Raw genomic sequence first — 20,229 nt, 5'->3', positions numbered from 1 at the left:
CTAGTCGCCCCGCGGCGGACGCGCGTCCTGGTCATCGGCGCGCAGCTCGTGCCGCAGGGCGCCGAGGAGCGACTGCAGGCGTCGCGCGTCGTCCGCGGGCGCGTCGAGCCAGAAGGCGTCGCGGTCGAACGCGAAGAACTCGACGCGGACGTCGACGGGGAGCGCGGCCCGCGCCCGCGCGCGAGCGGCCTCGCCCGGCGGCTCGCGCGTGAAGACGAGGGCGACCTCGGGCGCGAGCGCGGCCCACGCGGCCGGCGTCGCCGGCACGTGCACGTCCTCGCCGCCGTGCGTGACGCTCGTGCCGCCCGCGATCTCGATGAGGTCCGTCTCGAAGCTGTGGCCGCCCGCGAAGACGACGGGGTCGAGGGAGACGACGCCGACGACCCGCAGCCGGTCGCGGTCGGGCGAGCGGCCGCCGACGATCCCGAGCGGACGTCCGATGCCGCTCTCGAACGCGAGCGCGCGCTCGTCGCCGACGAGCCACGCCCCGAGCGTCCGACTCGCCTCGTAGAGCTCCTCGAGGTCGTGCGGCGCGAAGCGCACGACGGCCGCGCCGGCGGCGCCCGGCTCCGGAGCCGCTCCCGCAGCGACGTCCCCCGGGCCCGCGCGCGGCGCGGCGAGCGCACCCGGCTCGGGGAGGTCGGGCACGATCACGATGTCGGGCGCGAGCCGCCCCGCACCCGCGAAGTCGACGATCTCGGGCGCGAGGCCGAGCTCGGCGAGCTCGATCAGCTCGGCCGACGCAGCGTCGACGCCGACGAGCGTGCGGCCGGCGCCGAGCGCGACCACGAAGCGCGTCGCGACGGGCGCCAGCGACACGACGCGCGGCGGGCGGTCGTCGACCGGCCCCTCGCCGCCGCACGCAGCGACGAGCAGGCCCGCGCCGGCGACGGCCGCCACGACCGCGGCGGCCCCGACCGCGGCCGCCACGACCGAGGCGGCCCCGACCGGCAGGATCCTCCCACCCCTACTCACCCGGCGCGCCTCCCAGCCCGGCTCCGCGAGCCCCTGCTCCGCGCGACGCCCCGCGTCTCCCGCACCGCGAGCGGAGGGCTTCCCCTCGCCTCGTCACCCGTGGTATGCCTGACTCCGGACCGATCGGTCAATCGAGGCATGCGAGCACCGCACGCCCTCGGCCGATCCGCCGCCGGGAGGATCCCATGTCGAACCGTGTCCGCCTCGCGCTCGCGCTCTCGCTCGCGGTCTCGTCCGGCTCGCTCGTCGCGCCCGCCGCACACGCCGGCATCCATACCTGGGACGTGAAGGAGGTGTTCAGCAACGACGACGGGACCATCCAGTTCGTCGAGCTCTTCGACGCGGGCGTCGGCGGCACCGAGGTCAACGTCGGAAACGGCACGCTGACGAGCACCCAGCACCCGACGGGATTCGCCTTCGGGCAGGGCCAGGTCGCCCAACCGACGAACGGCAAGCGCTACCTGATCGCGACCGCCGACTTCGCGGCGATTCCGGGCGCGCCGACGCCCGACGTGATCATCCCCGCGAACCGCACGCCCTTCTTCTCGACCTCGGGCAGCACGATCACGTTCTCGAGCGGAGATTCGCTCGTGTTCGGCCCGGTGCCGACCAACGGCATCGACTCGTTCGACGAGGACACGGGCGTCGGCCCGAACTCGCCGACGAACTACGCCGGGCAGTCGGGCTCGATCGACGTCTCGGACCCGCCGCCGCCGCCGGGCGTACCGCTGTGGTCGGCGCCGACGATGTGGCTCGCGGCTTCGCTGCTCGGGCTGGTCGCCCTCGGCGCGACGCGGCGACGCGCCGCCGCCTGAGCCGGGTGCGGGCCGGCGGAACCCGCACCCGGCCGCCGCTCAGGCGACGAGGCGCGCGGACGAAGCGCGGCCTGGCGGCGTGCGGAAGCGGCCTTCGAGCGTCTCCCAGTCGATCGCGAGCTGGCCGCCCGACGTGGCGTGCTGCTTCTCCCAGCCCATGAGCAGGTCGAGGCAGGCGTGGTCGATGTAGCCGAGCTCGTCGAAGTGGACGTGCAGCTCGGCGCTTCGTGGCACGCGCTCGAGCGCGGCGGCGAGCTTCGGCAGCCGCAGCACCGTGGCCGAGCCGCGCAGCACGAGATCGAAGCGCTTGGCGTCCGCGTCGCTCTGGCGCAGATCGACGTGGAGATGCGACACGTCGTAGAAGACCTTCGCGAGCGACAGCGCGATGCCGAGCACGACGCCCGTGAGCAGGTCGACGCACACGATCGCGACGAGCGTCGCGGCGTAGACGAAGACCTGCGTCTTCCCGAACGTCGCGAGCCGGCGGATCGCCGCGACGTCGACGAGCTTGTAGCCGGTGAACACGAGCACGGCCGCGAGCACGGCCGTCGGGATGCGCGCCAGCACGAACGGCAGCGCGGCGCAGAAGAGCAATAGCCACACACCGTGCAGGATGGCGGAGGCGCGCGTCTTCGCGCCCGCCTCGACGTTCGCGCTGCTGCGCACGATCACGCCCGTCATCGGGAGGCCGCCGAACGCGCCGCACACGACGTTGCCGACGCCCTGCGCGGCGAGCTCGCGGTCGAACTTCGCGCGCGGGCCGTCGTGCATCTTGTCGACGGCCGTGGCGCAGAGCAGCGTCTCCGCGCTCGCGACGAACGCGAGCGCGATGCCCGAGCCGACGACGGTCCACCCGAGCGAGCGCAGGTCGGCGACCTGCGGGAAGACGACGGCGTCGAGCAGGCGCTCGGGGACGTTGACGAGGTTCACGTCGAGCGCGAGCAGCGACGCGACGCCCGTCGCGAGCGCGACGGCCACGAGCGGCCCCGGCACGATGGCGAGCCGCTTCGGCGCGAACGCCTTCCACGACACGATCAGCACGAGCGTGAGCGTGCCGATCATCGCGGCCTGGAAGTGCACGGACCCGTCGGCGGGCACGAAGCCCTTGAAGATCGCCTCGGGGATCGCGAGCAGGTTCGCGATGCCGCTCCCGCGCGGCGCGTCGTCGACCATCACGTGGAACTGGCTCGCGAAGATCAGCACGCCGATGCCCGCGAGCATCGCGTGGATGACGGCGGGGGCGACGGCGCGGAACCACTGGCCGGCGCCCGCGAGCGCGGCGGCCACCTGCACGCTGCCGGCGACGATCACGAACCATCCGAGCGCGCCGAGGCCGTGCGACTGCACGATGTCCCACACGAGCACCGTGAGGCCGGCGGCCGGGCCGCTCACCTGGAGCGGCGCGCCGGCCAGGAAGCCGACGACGAGACCGCCGACGATGCCCGTCACGAGGCCGGCGGCCGGCGGCACGCCCGACGCGATCGCGATGCCCATGCACAGCGGCAGCGCGACCAGGAACACGACCACCGAGGCGAGCAGGTCGCGCCGCCACGAGGTGCGCAGGAGCGAGAGCTCGGCGCGCACCTGGGCGAGGAAGCGGGGGGAGGCCGCGGACGTCGCCATCACGCCGCCTCGCTGCGACGGGTCGCGATCGACGCGAACGCGCCGCGCGCGTCCGAGACCAGCAGATCGCCGCGCTCGAAGTCGTAGATCCAGCCGTGGAGCTCGAGCTCGCCGCGCGCCTCGGCGGCGGCGACGCTCGGGTGCGTGCGGAGGTGGTCGAGCTGCGTGAGCACGTTGGCCGCGACGGTGCGCGTCAGCGCATCGCTCGCCGCGCGCACCTCGACGCCGCGCTCGAGCGAGGGGCGCGCGTGCTCGATCCACTGCTTCACGGCCGGGAGCGCGTCGGCGGAGCCCGGCTGCCGGAGCGCCGCGACGGCGCCGCAGTGCGTGTGGCCGCACACCGCGACGTGGCGGATGCCGAGCACCTCGATGCCGAACTGCACCGTGGCGGCCTCGGCGCCGCTGCCGTCGCCGTAGGGCGGCACGATGTTGCCCGCGTTGCGGACCACGAAGATGTCGCCGGGGTCGGTCTGGGTGAGGAGGGCGGGATCGATGCGGGAGTCCGAGCACGTGATCAGCAGGAGCTCGGGCTTCTGTCCGCCGGCGAGCGCCTCGAAGTGCTGCCGCCGGCGCGGGAAGACGTCCTTCCGGAACTGCTGGATGCCTGCGAAGACTCGTTCCATGTCGTGGACCTCCTTGGCGTCGCCGGGCGCGTCGCTCGAGGCGATGCCCGCAACGCGGACCAGTTTCGTCCACGATCAGATGTAGACAATGACGAAATATTGAACCTATGGTTCGCCAAAACCGAATCGAAGGCGGACCGGCGATGGCACTCGACTGGCTCAACTTCCACCACCTCCTCTACTTCCGCTCCGTCGCGCGCGAGGGCGGCGTCGTGCGGGCGGCCACCCAGCTGCGCGTGAGCCCGGCGACGGTGAGCGCGCAGCTCAAGCAGCTCGAGGAGCAGATCGGCGGGCGCCTCTTCCTCCGCACCGGGCGCCGGCTCGTGCTGACCGACCTCGGCCGCACCGTGCTCCGCTACGCCGACGGCGTCTTCGACCTCGGCGAGGAGCTGAAGGCGGCCGTGCGGCTGGGCGAGGACCCGCTGCCGCAGCGCTTCACCGTCGGGCTCTCGATGGTGGTGCCGAAGCTGATCGCGCACCGTCTGCTCGCCCCGGCGATCGAGATGGAGAAGCCGGTCGAGCTCGTCTGCCTCGAGGGCCGCTCCGAGGTGCTGCTCGCCGACCTCGCGACCTACGCGATCGATCTCATCCTCTCCGACGCGCCGCGCGGGCCCAACGTGGCGGTGCGCGCGTTCGACCACCTGCTCGGCGAGAGCAGCGTCTCGTTCTTCGCCACGGCGCCGCTCGCGAAGCGCCTGGCGAGGGGCTTCCCGCGCAGCCTCGACGGGGCGCCCATGCTGCTGCCGACGCCCGACGCCGGGCTCCGCAGCACGCTCGAGCACTGGTTCCAGGAGCTCGGCATCCGGCCGCGCGCCGTCGCGAGCATCGACGACGCCGCGCTCATCAAGGTGTTCGGCGCGACGGGCGCCGGCGTCTTCACGGCGCCGTCGGCGATCGAGAACGAAGTCGTCAAGCAGTACGGCGTCACGCGCATCGCACGCGTCGACGCGCTGCGCGAGCGCTACTACGCGATCACGGTGGAGCGGCGGCTCCGCCACCCCGCGATGGTCGCGATCTCGGAGAGCGCGCGCGGCGGGGAGCTCGCGCCGTAGCGGCGCGCCGGGCGGACGCGCGGGGGGATCGCTAGTCGAGCGCGAACGTGTCGAGCAGCGACGCGACGGCGCCGTCGTCCGCGAGGCTCCCGTAGGCGAGCGAGCGCGGCTCGAGCCGCGCGTCGACGAAGGCGTCGGCGACCGCGGGCTCGGCGTGGCGCAGCAGGAGCCCCGCCTGGAGCAGCACCGCCATGCGCTCGGCGGCGACGCGCGCACGCGACTCGTCCGCGACGGCCGCGGCGACGACGTCGGGCAGCGCGTCGCAGGCGCGGTCGTAGGCGCGGCTCGCGCCGCGCGCGCGCCCGAGCTCGTCGCGCAGCACGCCGAGCGTCTCCGGCTCGCGCGCGATCGCGCGCAGCACGTCGAGGCACTGCACGTTGCCGCTCCCCTCCCAGATCGAGTTCACCGGCGCCTCGCGGCACAGCCGCGGGAGCACGTGCTCCTCGACGTAGCCGAGCCCGCCCAGACACTCCTGCGCCTCGTTCACGTGCTGCGGCGCGCGCTTGCACACCCAGTACTTGCCGAGCGCCGTCGCGAGGCGCACGAGGAGCGCCTCGCGCGGGTCGGCCTCGCGCGCGTCGAGCGCCGCGGCGACCCGCATCGAGAGCCACAGCGCCGCCTCGGTCTCGAGCGCGAGGTCGGCCGCGACCGCGCGCATGAGCGGCTGGTCGACGAGCCGGCGCCCGCCGACGGCGCGGTGGCGGATGTGGTGGAGCACGTGCAGCGCGGCGTGCCGCATGATCGCGGTCGACCCGACCATGCAGTCGAAGCGCGTGAGCGCGACCATCTGGATGATCGTCGCGACGCCGCGGCCGCGCGGCCCGACCGCCCACGCGAACGCGTCGCGCAGCTCGATCTCGCTCGACGCGTTCGAGCGGTTGCCGAGCTTGTCCTTGAGCCGCTGGATGGAGATCGCGTTGCGCGTGCCGTCGGGCCGCCAGCGCGGCATCAGGAAGCACGACAGCGCGCCGTCCCACTGGGCCAGCACGAGGAACCCGTCCGACATCGGCGCCGAGCAGAACCACTTGTGGCCGGTGAGCAGCGCGACCTCGCCGCCCGCGTCGCGCTCGCCCGTCGCGCGCGCGGTCGTCGTGTTCGCGCGCACGTCGGTGCCGCCCTGCTTCTCCGTCATCGCCATGCCGAGCGTGAGCCCTTCCTTGGCGTCGGCGGGGAGGTCGCGCGGGTCGTAGCGGCGCGAGAGGACGCGCGGCTCCCAGAGCGCGGCGAGCGCGGGGTTCGCGCGCAGCGTCGGAATCGACGCGAAGGTCATCGTGACGGGGCAGTCGGTGCCCGAGTCGGCCTGGTTGTGGAGCAGCTCGAGCGCGGCGCGCACCACGTGCGCGCCCTCGCGCGGCGACTCCCACGGCAGGCCGTGCACGCCGTGCGCGATCGCCGCGCGCATGAGCTCGTGATACGCGGGGTGGTACTCGACGACGTCGATGCGGTGGCCGCGCCGGTCGTGCGTGCGCAGCTCGGGGACGTGGCGGTTCGCGAGCTCGCCCGCCGCGGCGAGCGGGCCGCCCGCGAGGGCGCCGTAGGCGGAGAGCGCCTCGCGCCCGAAGCCGCCGCCGAAGGCGTCGACCGCGCGCTGCAGCGTCGGGTCGACGCCGAACAGGTCGAGCCCGTCGAGCTCGGGCACCTGGTTGAAGACCGCGTGCGTCGCGTGCGCGTCCTGCATCTGCGCTCCCTCCACTTCGGGCGACGTCGCTCCGCGCGTCGTCGCGGGCGCGCGCGGAGCGCGCGCCCACCGCCCCGAGCGGCACGCGCCGGAACCCCGTAGCCTTGCGCGCCGGGGAGCGCGGCCGCGCTCCCCCGCGGCAGGGTACGCGCCCGCGCGCGTTCGGCGGATAGGATCCCGTGATGCACCGGTCGACGGACAGCCGATTCGCCGCGGCGGGGCTCGCGCTCGCGCTGCTCGCGTGCGGCGCCTGCGGCGAGGCCTCCGAGGACGCGGCGCCGGCCGGCGCGGCGGCCGCCGAGCGCGCCACACCCGTCACCGTCGCGCGCCCCGAGCGCGAGCGCTTCGTCGACACGATCGAGGCGCTCGGCACCGCGGGCGCGAACGAGTCGGTCGTCATCACGGCGCAGGTCACCGAGACGGTGAGCCGCGTGCGCTTCGACGACGGCGACGTCGTCGCGGCGGGCGACGTGCTCGTCGAGCTCACGAGCCGCGAGGAGTCCGCGCAGCTCGACCAGGCGCGCGCGTCGTACGCCGAGGCCGAGCGCCAGTTCGAGCGCACGCGCGAGCTGCGGCGCGAAGGGACGGCCTCGCAGGCGACGCTCGACGAGCGCACGGCCGCGCGCGACGCCGCGCGCGCCCGCCTCGAGGAGCTGCAGGCGCGCATGCGCGATCGGCTCGTGCGCGCGCCGTTCGCGGGCGTGCTCGGGCTGCGCGCGGTGAGCCCGGGGACGCTCGTCCAGCCGGGCGACCCGATCACGACGCTCGACGACATCGACACGATCAAGCTCGACTTCTCGGTGCCCGAGCGCTTCCTGTCCGTGCTCGCGCCCGGCCTGCCGGTGCGCGCGCGCGCCGCCGCCTACCCCGAGCGCACCTTCGAGGGCCGCGTGCGCGCCATCGACACGCGCATCGACCCGACGACGCGCGCCGTGCGCGTGCGCGCCGACCTCCCGAACCCCGACCGCGCGCTGCGCCCCGGCATGCTGCTCACCGTCGAGCTCGAGGCGCATCCGCGCGACCGCATCGCGCTCCCCGAGCAGGCGATCGTCCCCGTCGGCGAGGAGCAGTACGTGTTCGTGCTCGACGGCGACTCGCGCGTGCGGCGCGTCGCACTCGAGACGGGCCGCCGCCGCGCGGGCCGCGTCGAGGTGCTCGACGGCCTCGACGGCGGCGAGACGATCGTCGTCGAAGGCGGCTCGATGCTGCGGCCGGGCGGGCTCGTGCGCGTCGTCGAGCGCGACGAGGCCGCCGTGCTCGACGCGCCGCCCCCGACGCGCGCGGGGGGCTGAGGCGGCCATGTTCCTCTCGGACGTCTCCGTCCGCCGCCCCGTGCTCGCCACCGTGCTGTCCGCGCTCGTCGTGTCGTTCGGCGTCCTGTCGCTCGGCGGCCTCCCGCTGCGCGAGATGCCCGACGTCGACCCGCCGATCGTCTCGGTGACGACCACCTACCCGGGCGCCTCGGCCGCGGTGATCGAGAACCGCATCACCAAGCCGTTCGAGGACCAGCTGAACGGCATCGAGGGCGTGCGGACGGTCGAGTCGACGAGCACGGACGGGAGCTCGACGATCACGATCGAGTTCGAGCTGTCGCGCGACATCGAGGAGGCGGCGAACGACGTGCGCGAGCGCGTGGCGCGCGCCGTCGAGGACCTCCCCGACGAGGCCGACCCGCCCGAGGTGCTGAAGGCCGACGCCGACGCGAGCCCCATCATGTGGCTCAACCTCGGCAGCGAGACGCGCGACTCGCTCGAGCTCACGGACTACGCGGAGCGCTACCTCGTCGACCGCTTCGCCGTGCTCGACGGCGTCGCGCGCATCCGGCTCTCCGGCGAGCGCAAGCGCGCGATGCGCATCTGGGTCGACCGCGTGGCGCTCGCCGCGCGCCGCCTCACGGTCGTCGACCTCGAGGACGCGCTGCGGCGCGAGAACGTGGAGCTGCCCGCCGGCCGCCTCGAGTCGCAGCAGCGCGACTTCGCCGTGCGCGTCGAACGCGGCTACGGCACCGAGCGCGACTTCGAGCAGCTCGTCGTCGCGCGCGGGCCCGACGGCTACCTGGTGCGCCTCGGCGAGGTCGCGCGCGTCGAGATCGGCCCCGAGGAGTGGCGCACGGACTACCGCGGCAACGGACTGCCGCGGCTCGGGCTCGGCATCGTCAAGCAGTCGGGCGCGAACACGACGGCGGTCGCCGCGCGCGTGCGCGAGCAGGTCGAGCGGATCGCGCCCGAGCTGCCCGCCGACATGGATCTGTACGTCTCGTGGGACAGCTCGGAGTTCGTGCAGGCCGCGGTCGACGAGGTGTACTCGACGTTCGCGATCGCGATGCTGCTCGTCGTCGTCGTGATCTACCTGTTCCTCGGGACGAAGCGCGCGGCGCTGATCCCCGCCGTCACGGTGCCGATCTGCATCGTCGGGAGCTTCACGTTCTTCTTCGCGTTCGGGCTGTCGCTCAACATGCTGACGCTGCTCGCGCTCGTGCTGTCGATCGGGCTCGTCGTCGACGACTCGATCGTGGTGCTCGAGAACGTGCAGCGGAGGATCGAGCTGGGCGAGGAGCCGCTGCTCGCGGCGCAGCGCGGCGCGCGCGAAGTCGGCTTCGCGGTGATCGCGACGACGCTCGTGGTGATCGCCGTGTTCGTGCCCATCGCCTTCCTCGAGGGCGCGACGGGCCGGCTCTTCCGCGAGCTCGCGGTCACGGTCGCGGCGACGATCGGCCTCTCGAGCCTGATCGCGCTCACGCTGTCGGTGATGATGTGCTCGAAGCTGCTCGTCGCGAAGGAGCGCGACGGCGGCCTCGCGCGCGTCGCGAACGACGCGATCGAGGCGATGCGCGCGCGCTACGCCACGGCGCTGCGCGCGACGCTCCGGCGCCCGGCCTACGTCGGCGTCGCGCTCGCGGCGGTGCTGGCGTCGATCGCCGTGCTCTTCCGGCTCGTGCCGACCGAGCTCGAGCCGTTCGAGGACCGCGGCGGCTTCATGGTCGTGCTGCTCGGCCCGGAGGGCGCGAGCTTCGACTACTCCGTGGCGCACATGCGCGAGGTCGAGCACCGCATCCTGTTCCCGCTCGTCGACCAGGGCGAGGTGCGCACCGCCATCACGCGCGTGCCCGGCTTCGGCTACGGCGAGGGCATGAACACGGGCTGGGGCATCGTCGTGATGGAGCCGTGGTCGGAGCGCGAGCTCGGCGCGCAGGAGATCATGGGACTGATCTCCGCGCAGGGACAGGACATCGCGGGCGTGCGCGTGTTCGCGGTGAGCCCGGGCGGCATGGGCCGCCGCGGCTCGGGGCGCGACGTGCAGTTCGTGCTGCGCGCGAGCAGCCACGAGGAGGCGAGCGCCTGGCAGGAGCGCCTGCTCGCGCGCGCGGACGAGGTGCCGGGGCTCGTCGCGCCCGAGGGCGACTTCAAGCCGACGCGGCCCGAGGTGCGCGTCGTCGTCGACCGCGCGCGCGCGGCGGACCTCGGCGTGTCGATCGCGGACGTGAGCCGCACGCTCGAGACGATGCTCGGCTCGCGCCAGGTCGGGACGTTCGTCGAGCGCGGCGAGGAGTACCCCGTCATCCTGCAGGCACTCGAGAGCCAGCGCTCCGACCCGCGCGACCTCACGAACCTCTACGTGCGCTCGTCGCGCTCGGCCGAGCTGATCCCGCTCTCGAGCGTGGTCGGGCTGCGCGAGCTCGCGGATGCCTCGGCGCTGCGGCGCTTCGACCGCCTCTCCGCGGCGACGATCGAAGGCAGCGTCGCGCCGGGCCACACGCTCGGCGAGGTGCTCGACGGCCTCGCCGCGCTCGCGCGCGACGAGCTCCCGAGCACGGCGCAGATCGACTACAAGGGCGTGTCGCGCGAGTTCCGCGAGTCGAGCGCGGCGGCCTACTTCACGTTCGGGCTCGCGCTGCTGATCGTGTTCCTCGTGCTCTCCGCGCAGTTCGAGAGCTTCGTGCACCCGTTCGTGATCATGCTGACGGTGCCGCTCGCGGTGGCCGGCGCGCTGTTCGGGCTGTGGCTCCTCGGCGGGAGCATCAACATCTACAGCCAGATCGGCATGACGATCCTGATCGGCCTCGCCGCGAAGAACGGCATCCTGGTCGTCGAGTTCGCGAACCAGCTTCGCTCGGCGGGCGTGGCGTTCGGCGAGGCCGTCGTGCAGGCCGCGGAGACGCGCCTGCGCCCCATCCTGATGACGGGGCTCTCGACGGCGCTCGGCGCGTTGCCGCTGCTCTTCGGCGGCGGGCCGGGCGCGGGCGGGCGGCGCGCGATCGGCGTCGTCGTCGTCGCGGGCGTCACGTTCGCGACGTTCTTCACGCTGTTCGTCGTGCCCGCGGCGTACGCGGTCCTCGCGCGCCGCACGCAGCTCCCCGACGCCGTCGCGCGCCGGCTCGAGGCGCTCGAGATCGCGGCCGAGCGCGAGGGGCTCGCGGCCGAGTAGCGCGCGATCTCCCGCGCCGGCGCGCGCCGTTCGTCGTAGGATGCGGCGCTCGGCGGCGGAGGCACGCATGGAGATCGGACGGCTCGGCGTCTGGACGTTCACCGACCTGCTCGATCGCGCGGACGCGACGCGCTTCGTGCGGCGCATCGAGGAGCTCGGCTACGGCGCGCTGTGGATCCCCGAGGCGGTCGGGTTCGACCCGTTCGTGCGCGCGGCCTTCCTGCTCGAGCGCAGCGAGCGCCTCGTCGTCGCCACCGGCATCGCGAACGTCTACGCGCGCGACGCGATGGCGATGAAGGGCGCGCAGCACGCGCTCGCTTCCCAGTACGACGGCCGCTTCCTGCTCGGTCTCGGCGTCTCGCACGCACCGTTCGTCGAGGGGATGCGCGGGCACCGCTACGGCAGGCCGGTCGCGACGATGCGCGCCTATCTCGACGCCATGGAGGCCGCGGTCTACGGCGGCCCGCCGCTCGCAAAGCCGCCGCCCGTCGTGCTCGGCGCGCTGCGCCCGCGCATGCTCGAGCTCGCGCGCGATCGCACGCGCGGCGCGCACCCCTACCTGACGACGGTCGAGCACACGCGGCGCGCGCGCGCGCTGCTCGGCCCCGACGCGTGGCTGTGCCCCGAGGTGAAGGTGCTGCTCGAGCGCGACCCGGCGAAGGCGCGGAAGCTCGCGCTCGAGGCGTGCCGCGTGAACCTCTCGCTCCCCAACTATCGAGCGTGTCTGCGCTGGCTCGGCTACGACGACGAGGGCCTGCCCGACGGCGCGAGCGCGCGCCTGCTCGACGACCTCGTCGCCTGGGGCGACGCGGAGGCGCTGCGCGCGCGCATCGACGCGCACCTCGAGGCCGGCGCGAGCCACGTGTGCGTGCACCCGATCCATCCCGACGGTGGACACGCGCCGCACCTCGAGGTGCTCGAGGCGCTCGCACCGCGCGGCCGCTGAGCCGGCGCGCCCCCACGAGGAGCCCATGCCCGACGACATCCGCATCGACGACCTCGCGAGCCCGCGCCTCCCGGCGGAGTTCGTCGCGCAGGCGAAGGCGCTCGCGCCGATGGCGGACGCGCTGCGCTTCGAGGCCGACGCGCTCGTCGCGCAGGCGTGCGCCGAGACGGGGCTCGACGACTTCGGCGAGGAGGGCTGGCGCACCGGGCTCGACGTCGTGCTGCGCGGCCTGCGCGAGGACGCCGAGCTGTCGCCCGTCGGCAGGCTCACCGGCCACGCGGGCTGCGTCGCGTTCCTGAAGAACCGCCTGCTCCTCGAAGACCTCGTGAAGCGCCACCCCGAGATCCTCGACCTCGAGCTGCTGCCGCCCGTCGTGATCGCGGGCCTCCCGCGCAGCGGCACCACGCACCTCCACAACCTGCTCGGCGCCGATCCGCTCTTCCGCTCGCTGCCGTGGTGGGAGGCGCTCGAGCCCGTGCCGCCGCCGGGCGAGGTCGCGGCGCCGGGCGCGCCCGACCCGCGCATCGCGCGCGCGGCCGCCGGCATCGAGGCGCGCAACGCGGTGATGCCCTACTTCGACGCGATGCACGAGATGACGGTCGACCACGTGCACGAGGAGATCCACCTGCTCGGGATCGACTTCGGCACGATGTTCTTCGAGAACATGGGCATCGGCGCGATGCCGACCTACCGCGACCACTACCTCGCCGAGGACCAGACGCCGCACTACCGCTACCTGAAGAAGGTGCTGCAGGTGCTGTCGTGGCTGCGCGGGCCGCGGCGCTGGGTGCTGAAGAGCCCGCAGCACCTCGAGCAGTTCGGCCCGCTCGCGGCCGTCTTCCCCGACGCGACGTTCGTCGTCACGCACCGCGACCCCGTGTCCACCGTCGCGTCGTTCTCGACCATGATCTCGTACACGACGCGCATGTCCGCCGCGAAGCCCGACCCCGTCTTCCTCGGCCACTACTGGGCCGACCGCATCGAGACGATGCTGCGCGCGTGCGCGAACGACCGGCACCTGCTGCCGCCCGAACGCTCGATGGACGTGCTGTTCCACGAGTACATGGGCGCGGAGCTCGAGACGGTCGAGGCGGTGTACGCGCTCGCCGGGCTCGACTTCGGCCCGTCGTCGCGCGCGGCGATCGACGACTATCAACGCGCCCACCCACGCGGCCGCTTCGGCCGCGTGGTGTACGACCTCGCCGACTTCGCGCTCGACGCGGGCGAGCTGCGCGAGCGCTTCCGCTTCTACACCGATCGCTTCCCCGTGCGGCTCGAGTCCTGAGGCGGGGTCCGCGGCGGCGATGGCGCGACGCGTCCTGCTGACCGGGGCGACCGGGCTGATCGGGTGCCACACGGCGGCCGCGCTCGCGCGCGAGGGCTTCGCGGTGCGCGCGCTCGTGCGCGACGAGGCGAAGCTCGCGCGCGTGCTCGCGCCGCTCGGCGTCGACCTCGCGCGCGACGGCGTCGAGCCGGCGCGCGGCGACGTCGAGGACCCGGCGTCGATCGCGCGCGCGGCCGCGGGGTGCGACGCCGCCCTCCACTGCGCGGGACGCTTCTCGCACGAGCTCGCCGACGCCGCGGCCCTGCGCGCGGTGAACGTCGACGGCACGCGGCACGTGCTCGACGCCGCGCTCGACGCGGGCCTCGACCCCGTCGTCCACGTCTCGAGCTTCCTGGCGCTCATGCCCTCGCCCGGGCCGCGCACCACCGCCGACGACCCGATCGCCCCGGTGCGCGGCATGTACTCGCGCACGAAGGCCGACGCCGACCGCATCGCGCGCGAGCGCCAGGCACGGGGCGCGCCGGTCGCGATCGTCTACCCGGCGTCCGTGCAGGGCCCGCACGACCCGACCGTCGGCAGCGGCCCCGCCGTCTTCGCCGGCTACCTCCGCACCGGCCGCGTCCTCGTCACGCGCGGCGGGCTCGGCTTCACCGACGTGCGCGACCTCGCACTCCTGCTCGCGCGTCTGCTCGCGCCCGGGCGCGGGCCGCGCCGCCTGCTCGCGCCGACCGACTTCGTCGAGCACGAGCGCTTCCACCGGCTGCTGTGCGAGCTCACCGGCCGCGCGCTCGCGGCCGATCGCGTGCCGCCCGCGCTCCTGCGCGTGCTCGGCCGCGTCGGCGACCTGCGCCAGCGCCTCACGGGGCGGCCCGTTCCGCTCACGTCGGAAGCCGCGACCGTGCTGACGCGCAGCGCGCCCTTCGACGACGCGGAGGGCCGCGCCCTGCTCGGACGCGACGCGACACCGGCCGCCGACTCGTTCCGCGACCTGCTGCGCTGGATGTGGGAGGCCGGCGTGCTCGACGCCGAGCACGTGGGCGCACTCGCGAGCGGCCCGGCTCCCGCGGCCGCACCTCGCCCCTGACGCGCGCCCCGGCCCCTTCCCGGGCACCGCGCGGCCGCCTCGGGGCCGGCGCGGCGCGCGGCGCCGCCCGGCGCGCGCGCGAGCACTCCCGTGTGCGGGCGCGCTCCTAAAGAGGGGGCTGCGCGCGCTCGAAACGGCCGGGGTCGCCGCCGCCGCGAGCCGCGACGGATCGGACCCGATGCGGGCTGGGGGACGGAGCGCGCATGCGCGAGGACGCGCGGGACGCCGCGAACGCACCGACTCGGAGCCGCGCGGTGCCCCACCGCGCGGCGATCCGCTTCACGGTCGGCGCACGACTCCTGCTCGCGCTCGCGGGGCTCGTCTCGTTCTCCACCGTCGTCGCGCTGACGCTGCAGGAACGCGCCCTCGCGCGCGACCTCGAGCAGGCCGCATCCGAACGCCTCGATCGCGCCGCCATCGCCGCCGGCCGGCTCGTCGCCACCCACGTGACGTCGCTCGAGGAGCGACGCCGCGCCATCTCCCGCACGCCCCAGATGCGCGCGAGCCTCGAGGTCGGCCACGCACCGACGCTCGCCTTCTACGCCGAGGAGCTCCGCGGGCGCGAGAACGCGGCGCTCGTCGCCTTCGTCGACACCGAGGACCGCGTGATCGCCGCGTCCGGCGACGCGGACCTGCTCGCACCCGCGCTCGCCTCGTCGCACGACGGCCTCACCGCGCACGCGGGCCGCCCGCTCTTCGCGACCGCGTCGCCGCTCTCGACGGCGACGGGGCCGGTCGGTCGGCTCGTCGTCGTCGAGGACGTCGCACCCGGGCTCGTCGAGGACTGGTCGGAGCTCTGCGGAGCGCGGCTCGCGTTCTCGCCGGAGGCGGAGGTCGGCACGCTCGATCGCGTCGTCGAGGACGTGCCCGGGCTCGCGCTCGCCGTCGGCGCCGACTTCCGGGCCGAGCGCGCCGCGCTCGCCCACGCGCGCGTCAACCTCATGATCGCCGGCGGCGTATCGCTCGCCCTCTCGTTCCTCGCGGCCGGCGTCTTCACGCGCAGCTTCGTCCGCCCCATCCGCGCCATCCAGCACGCGACCGAGCGGATCCGCAGCGGCGACTTCGCGTCGCGCATCGCGAGCCGCCGCCGCGACGAGATCGGCGACGTCGCGCGCGCGTTCGACGCGATGCTCGACGACCTGCAGACCTCGCACGCGGCCATCGAGGCGCACGTCGTCGCGCTCACGCGGAGCCGCGCGCACCTCGACGCCGCGCAGCGCCGCGCGCGCATCGGCAGCTTCGAGCTCGATCTCGCGACCGGCCGCGTCGAGGGGTCGGCCCAGCTCCACACGATCTACGAGCTCCCGGACGACGGGAAGCCGCTCCGCCTCGCGGCGATGATGGAGCGCGTGCACCCCGACGACCGCGGCGCGCTCGAGGACGCGGTGCGGCTCGCGATCGCGGAGGACCGCTCGATCTCGGCCGACTTCCGGGTCGCGCTCGCGAGCGGCGTCGAGCACGTGATCCACTGCGCCGCGCACGTCGTGCGCGACGAGGACGGTCGCCCCGTGCGACTCGACGGAACCGCGCAGGACGTCACCGAGCGTCGCCGCGCCGAGGAGCAGATCGAGTTCCTCGCCTATCGCGACGGCCTGACCGGCCTCGGCAACCGCCGCCTGTTCACGGAGCGCCTGCGCCTCGCGATCGACTCGGCGCGGCGGCGCGACCGGATGCTCGGCGTGCTCTTCCTCGACCTCGACCACTTCAAGCGCATCAACGACACGCTCGGGCACACGGTGGGCGACGAGCTCCTGCGCACGGTCGCCGAGCGGCTCGTGCAGTGCGTGCGCACGACGGACGCCATCGCGCGCAACGGCGCCGGCTTCGAGAGCGCCGTCTCCCGCATCGGCGGCGACGAGTTCACGATCCTCGTCGACGACCTCGCCGACCCCGACTCGCTCTCGTTCGTCGCGCGCCGCATCCTCGACGCGCTCGCCCAGCCCTTCGCGCTCTCCGGTCACGAGGTGGTCGTCGGCGCGAGCATCGGCATCGCGGCGTGGCCCGTCGACGGCGACGACGTCGACGCCCTGCTCCGGAACGCGGATTCGGCCATGTACCACGCCAAGGAGCACGGCCGGAACCAGTACCAGTTCTACACCGAGTCGATGAACGCCGCGGCGCTGCGCCGCCTCGAGCTCGAGCAGCGCATGCGCACGGGGCTCCTGCAGGGCGAGCTCGAGGTGCACTACCAGCCGAAGGTCGACCTCGCGAGCGGCGCCGTCGCGGGCTTCGAGGCGCTCGTGCGATGGCGCGACCCCGAGCACGGGCTCGTGCTGCCCGGCGAGTTCATCCCGGTCGCCGAGCAGACGGGCATGATCGTCGCGATCGGCACGCGCGTGCTCGAGGAGGTCTGCGCGCAGATCGTGCGCTGGAGTGCGGACGAACACGACGACGGCGCGCAGCACCGCGTGGCCGTCAACGTCTCCGCGCGCCAGTTCGCGAGCGGCGACCTCGTCGCGATCGTGCGCGAGGTGCTCGAGCGGACCGGCGCGAGCCCGCACCGGCTCGAGCTCGAGATCACCGAGAGCACCGTGATGCTCGACGAGAAGACCGTGATCGCGACGCTCGACGAGCTGCGCGCGCTCGGCGTGGCCGTCTCGCTCGACGACTTCGGCACGGGCTACTCGTCGCTCAGCTACCTGCGCAGCCTGCCGGTCGACACGCTGAAGATCGACATGAGCTTCGTGCGCAGCATCGCGACGAACGCGGAGGACGCGGCGCTGACCGCGGCGATCGTCGCGATGGGGAAGGCGCGCGGGCTTCGCGTCGTGGCGGAGGGCGTCGAGACGGAGGAACAGCGCGCGCTGCTCGCGTCCTTCGGCTGCGACGAGATCCAGGGCTTCCTGGTGTCTGCGGCCGTACCCGCGGCGGAAGCGACGCTCCTGCGACGGCGCGGGCGCGCCTAGCGACCGGCGTCGCCCGGCGTTCCCACGACCCAGTCGATGCGCGCCCGCTCCCCGGGCCGAAGCTCGATCTCGCGCGCCTCGGACGGCAGGTGCTCGCTCCACACGACGGCGCGGTAGCGACCCGGGCGGACGCCCGCGATCGCATAGCGTCCGCTCGGCGCGACGGTGTCGTGCCACGGCGCGGGCACGACGAGGATCGTCGCGCTCATCGACTCGTGGATCGAGCAGTAGACCTTGACGACGCCGGCGCGCCGCAGCTCGAGGCGGCGCGACTCGCCGGCCGGGTAGAGCCCGAGATCGAAGTCGTTCGGCCGCGAGTACGAGAACACGTTGTGGTAGATGGCGTCGTCGTTCGCCATGTCGAGCGGCTGGCCGACGGCGACGACGAGGAAGGGCGGCGAGAAGCGCGCGTCGTGCTGGTGCATGACGGCCGGCGGCGGCGGCGACGCCGGGGCGGCGCCGTCGAGCGGCTCGAGGAAGACGACGAGCGGAGCCACGGCCGCGAGCGGGACGCCCTCGACGCCGATCGCGACGCTCCCGCGGAGCTCGGCGCTCGCGCCGTCGCCCTCCCCGCGCGCGGCGGCCGCGCCGAGCGCGCTCGCCGCGACGGCGAGCGCGAGCCACGCCGCGCGCGAGCCGCTCCCGTGCATGGTCAGAACGCGATCCCGACGTCGATCGCGAACACGTGCTCGTCGCCGCGCGGCGACGCGACGGCGGCCGCCGCGCCGCGCACGAGGGCGACGTCCTGGTAGGTGTACTCGGCGCGCACGCGCACGTGGTCGCCGATGCGCACGCCGACGACACCCGCGTACTCGTCGAGCCGGTACATGTCGAAGCCGAGCGTCTCGGCCATCCGGAAGTCGAGCAGGTAGCCGCGCCCGCGATCGCCCGTCGTGAGGCCGCTCGCGCGCACGCCCACGTAGACCGGCGCGAGCGCGGGCGAGACGAGCCCGCCCTCGGCGACCGCTTCGGCGATCCAGTACACGAGCGAGCGGTCGTAGGGCCCCGCGCCCGCGGTCTCGATGCGGTAGTGGCCGCCCGCGAGCCACACGCGCAGGCCGTCGACGGGGCGCAGGACGACGTCGCCCCCGGCGAGCCACGTGCGCGCGAGCTTCGTCGGCCCGTCCGGCACGACGACGCCGTCGACGACGACGGGCACGCTCGACATCGCGCCGATCGGCATCGCCCACGTCTCGCCGAGCCAGAGTGCGCCCGGCGCCGCGGCCGTCGCGCTGCCGATCTCGCCCGACACGACGCCGCTCGCGCTCACGCGCAGCCACGGGAAGGGCTCGGCGAAGAGCTTGAGCGTCGCCTGCGGGTCGGCGTTCGCATCGGTGTTGAAGCGCGTGTCGCCGCTCGAGACGGAGGCCACGTAGCCCAGGCGGCCGTCCGGCGACGCGCCGTAGAGCCGCACGCCCTCGTCCCACCACCACGGCCCGCCCACGGCGTTCGAGACGAAGGGGTTGTCGCGGTAGCCCCGGGAGTAGCGCAGGTAGCTCTCGCCGACGGGCAGCTGGAAGCGCCCGACCTGCGCGTTCCACCACGAGCTCCCGCCGATGCCCTGGAAGTCCACGTAGAGCTCGCCGACCTGGTTCATCAGCGTGCCGATGCGCACGAGGTCCCACTCGACGGTGGCGCCGACGTTGCGCACGAGCACGTGCCCGCCGAGCGTCACGTCGCGCGCGAGCTCGGCGTCGACGAAGAGCCGCGCATCCCACACCTGGAAGCCGTCGGAGTCGGCGGGGCTGACGTCGCCGCGGTGGAAGTAGCCGGCGCTCGCGCTCGCGCCGATGCGCACGCGCTCCGTCCACTCCGGGAGCCACGGGGCCGACGCCGCCTCCGCGCGCGCATCCTCCGCGGCCTCGAGCTCCGCGATCCGCTCCTCGAGCGCGTCGATGCGATCGGCGTCGCCCGCGTCCTCGCCGCGCGCGGCCGGCGCGGCCGCGGCCACGCCGAGCGCGAGCGCGGCCGCGAAGCCGACTGCGGCGCGCCGGCGGCGCGCGTCAGTGCGCGGCATCGCGGCCTCCGCCGGTCGCGTCGACGAGCGCATCGCGCCCGACGCCGATCTCGAGCGCGACGTCCGCGACCTCGCCCGCTCGCAGCAGGACGCGCTGCGCCGCGGCGGGAAGGCGCGGGTGCCACGCGCGGACGGTCCACGCGCCGGGCGCGAGGTCGGGGAGCGCGAAGCGGCCCGCGGCGTCGGTGCGCGTCCACGGACCGGGCGCCACCCAGACGGTCGCGCGCTCGCGCGCGCCGAGCAGGAAGAGATCGAGCTCGCCGGCTCGCTCGGCGGCGACCGACAGCGCGGCGCCGGGCGCGAGCGACTCGACGCGGCCGAGCGCGGGAATCGAGACCGCGAGCGCGCGCCGCGTGCGGTTCGCGACGCGCAGCGTGCCGCCGAGCCCGACGGCCGCGAGCTCGGGCGCGAGTCGCGGGCCGCCGACGCCGTCCTCGATCGCGAGGTCGGCGGCGTCGCTCGCCTCGCCCGGGTCGTGCGCCGGCGCGCCGGGCGTCTCCCGCTCGGCCCAGACGATCACGAAGCCCGGACGCGAGTAGTCGACGAGCTCGACGTCGCGCAGGCGGCGGTCGCCGTAGCTCGACGACGACGACGACGCGGGCGCGCCGTCGTGCGGAACGAGGCGCACGCTGCCGGCGACCGCCGCACGCCCCTCCGCCGGACGGACGGGCGCCGGCGCGCACGCGAGCGCGCAGGCGAGTGCACCCGCGGCGGCGACGGCGATTCGCGACGAGCCCGTTCCTCGCACGGCACCTCCCGCGACGCGCGCCTCGGGGCGGCGCGGCGCGGACGTGCAGTTC

General features: G+C 74.7%; 15 protein-coding genes. 8 read left to right on the top strand and 7 right to left on the bottom strand.

Annotated elements, in window-relative coordinates; translation table 11 throughout:
• Positions 1–975, bottom strand: a complete 975-nt coding sequence (locus tag R3E88_13340) for a hypothetical protein (GenBank protein ID MEZ4217461.1) — start codon at positions 973–975, stop codon at positions 1–3.
• A 185-nt stretch (positions 976–1,160) separates the two neighbouring features.
• Here R3E88_13340 and R3E88_13335 point away from each other — a divergent pair, with 185 nt between their 5' ends.
• Positions 1,161–1,790, top strand: coding sequence for a hypothetical protein (locus tag R3E88_13335; protein ID MEZ4217460.1), 630 nt, complete (start codon positions 1,161–1,163; stop codon positions 1,788–1,790).
• A gap of 39 nt (positions 1,791–1,829) precedes the next feature.
• Here R3E88_13335 and R3E88_13330 read toward each other — a convergent pair whose 3' ends face one another.
• Together R3E88_13330 and R3E88_13325 are read right to left on the bottom strand one after the other, a co-directional pair.
• Positions 1,830–3,413 carry a SulP family inorganic anion transporter gene (locus R3E88_13330; GenBank protein ID MEZ4217459.1) on the bottom strand — a complete coding sequence of 528 codons (1,584 nt, stop codon included), beginning with the start codon at positions 3,411–3,413 and terminating at the stop codon, positions 1,830–1,832.
• Positions 3,413–4,036, bottom strand: coding sequence for a carbonic anhydrase (locus R3E88_13325; GenBank protein ID MEZ4217458.1), 624 nt, complete (start codon positions 4,034–4,036; stop codon positions 3,413–3,415). The genes R3E88_13330 and R3E88_13325 overlap by 1 nt, the downstream gene beginning before the upstream one ends.
• 143 nt (positions 4,037–4,179) lie before the next feature.
• Between R3E88_13325 and R3E88_13320 the strand changes: the two genes are divergently transcribed.
• Complete coding sequence (locus tag R3E88_13320; protein MEZ4217457.1) at positions 4,180–5,088, top strand: LysR family transcriptional regulator; 909 nt, start codon at positions 4,180–4,182, stop codon at positions 5,086–5,088.
• A 31-nt stretch (positions 5,089–5,119) separates the two neighbouring features.
• Here the strand turns inward: R3E88_13320 and R3E88_13315 are convergent, their stop codons facing one another.
• Positions 5,120–6,766: an acyl-CoA dehydrogenase family protein gene (locus R3E88_13315; protein ID MEZ4217456.1), complete on the bottom strand. Its 1,647-nt coding sequence runs from the start codon at positions 6,764–6,766 to the stop codon at positions 5,120–5,122.
• Positions 6,767–6,948: 182 nt separating this feature from the next.
• On the opposite strand from R3E88_13315, the gene R3E88_13310 reads away from it, so the two are divergent.
• From R3E88_13310 to R3E88_13285, 6 genes are all read left to right on the top strand, one after another.
• Positions 6,949–8,058 carry an efflux RND transporter periplasmic adaptor subunit gene (locus R3E88_13310; GenBank protein ID MEZ4217455.1) on the top strand — a complete coding sequence of 370 codons (1,110 nt, stop codon included), beginning with the start codon at positions 6,949–6,951 and terminating at the stop codon, positions 8,056–8,058.
• A gap of 7 nt (positions 8,059–8,065) precedes the next feature.
• The gene (locus R3E88_13305) at positions 8,066–11,191 is read left to right on the top strand and encodes an efflux RND transporter permease subunit (GenBank protein MEZ4217454.1); all 3,126 of its coding nucleotides are present in this window, start codon (positions 8,066–8,068) and stop codon (positions 11,189–11,191) included.
• A 67-nt stretch (positions 11,192–11,258) separates the two neighbouring features.
• Positions 11,259–12,137 (top strand): TIGR03620 family F420-dependent LLM class oxidoreductase, encoded by an 879-nt coding sequence (locus tag R3E88_13300; GenBank protein ID MEZ4217453.1) that lies wholly within the window; start codon positions 11,259–11,261, stop codon positions 12,135–12,137.
• A 25-nt stretch (positions 12,138–12,162) separates the two neighbouring features.
• A complete protein-coding gene (locus R3E88_13295; protein MEZ4217452.1) occupies positions 12,163–13,422 on the top strand; it encodes a sulfotransferase in 1,260 nt (419 codons plus the stop codon).
• A gap of 19 nt (positions 13,423–13,441) precedes the next feature.
• Complete coding sequence (locus tag R3E88_13290; protein ID MEZ4217451.1) at positions 13,442–14,506, top strand: SDR family NAD(P)-dependent oxidoreductase; 1,065 nt, start codon at positions 13,442–13,444, stop codon at positions 14,504–14,506.
• Between the two features lie 254 nt (positions 14,507–14,760).
• Positions 14,761–17,412 carry an EAL domain-containing protein gene (locus tag R3E88_13285; protein MEZ4217450.1) on the top strand — a complete coding sequence of 884 codons (2,652 nt, stop codon included), beginning with the start codon at positions 14,761–14,763 and terminating at the stop codon, positions 17,410–17,412.
• Here the strand turns inward: R3E88_13285 and R3E88_13280 are convergent.
• From R3E88_13280 to R3E88_13270, 3 genes are read right to left on the bottom strand one after another with little or no spacing between them, the layout of a single operon-like run.
• Entirely contained in the window at positions 17,409–18,062 is a 654-nt protein-coding gene (locus R3E88_13280) for a carboxypeptidase regulatory-like domain-containing protein (GenBank protein ID MEZ4217449.1), read from the bottom strand. The two genes, R3E88_13285 and R3E88_13280, sit on opposite strands and share 4 nt — an antisense overlap.
• Before the next feature lie 2 nt (positions 18,063–18,064).
• Complete coding sequence (locus R3E88_13275) at positions 18,065–19,429, bottom strand: hypothetical protein (protein MEZ4217448.1); 1,365 nt, start codon at positions 19,427–19,429, stop codon at positions 18,065–18,067.
• Positions 19,416–20,177: a carboxypeptidase-like regulatory domain-containing protein gene (locus tag R3E88_13270; protein MEZ4217447.1), complete on the bottom strand. Its 762-nt coding sequence runs from the start codon at positions 20,175–20,177 to the stop codon at positions 19,416–19,418. The genes R3E88_13275 and R3E88_13270 overlap by 14 nt, the downstream gene beginning before the upstream one ends.
• Positions 20,178–20,229 lie beyond the last annotated feature (52 nt).

Source organism: Myxococcota bacterium, assembly GCA_041389495.1.
In the GTDB taxonomy this organism is placed as follows: Bacteria; Myxococcota_A; UBA9160; order UBA9160; family UBA4427; genus JAWKRT01.
The sequence above is the reverse complement of the archived record's forward strand: the minus strand, read 5'-3'. Positions and strand labels throughout refer to the sequence as shown.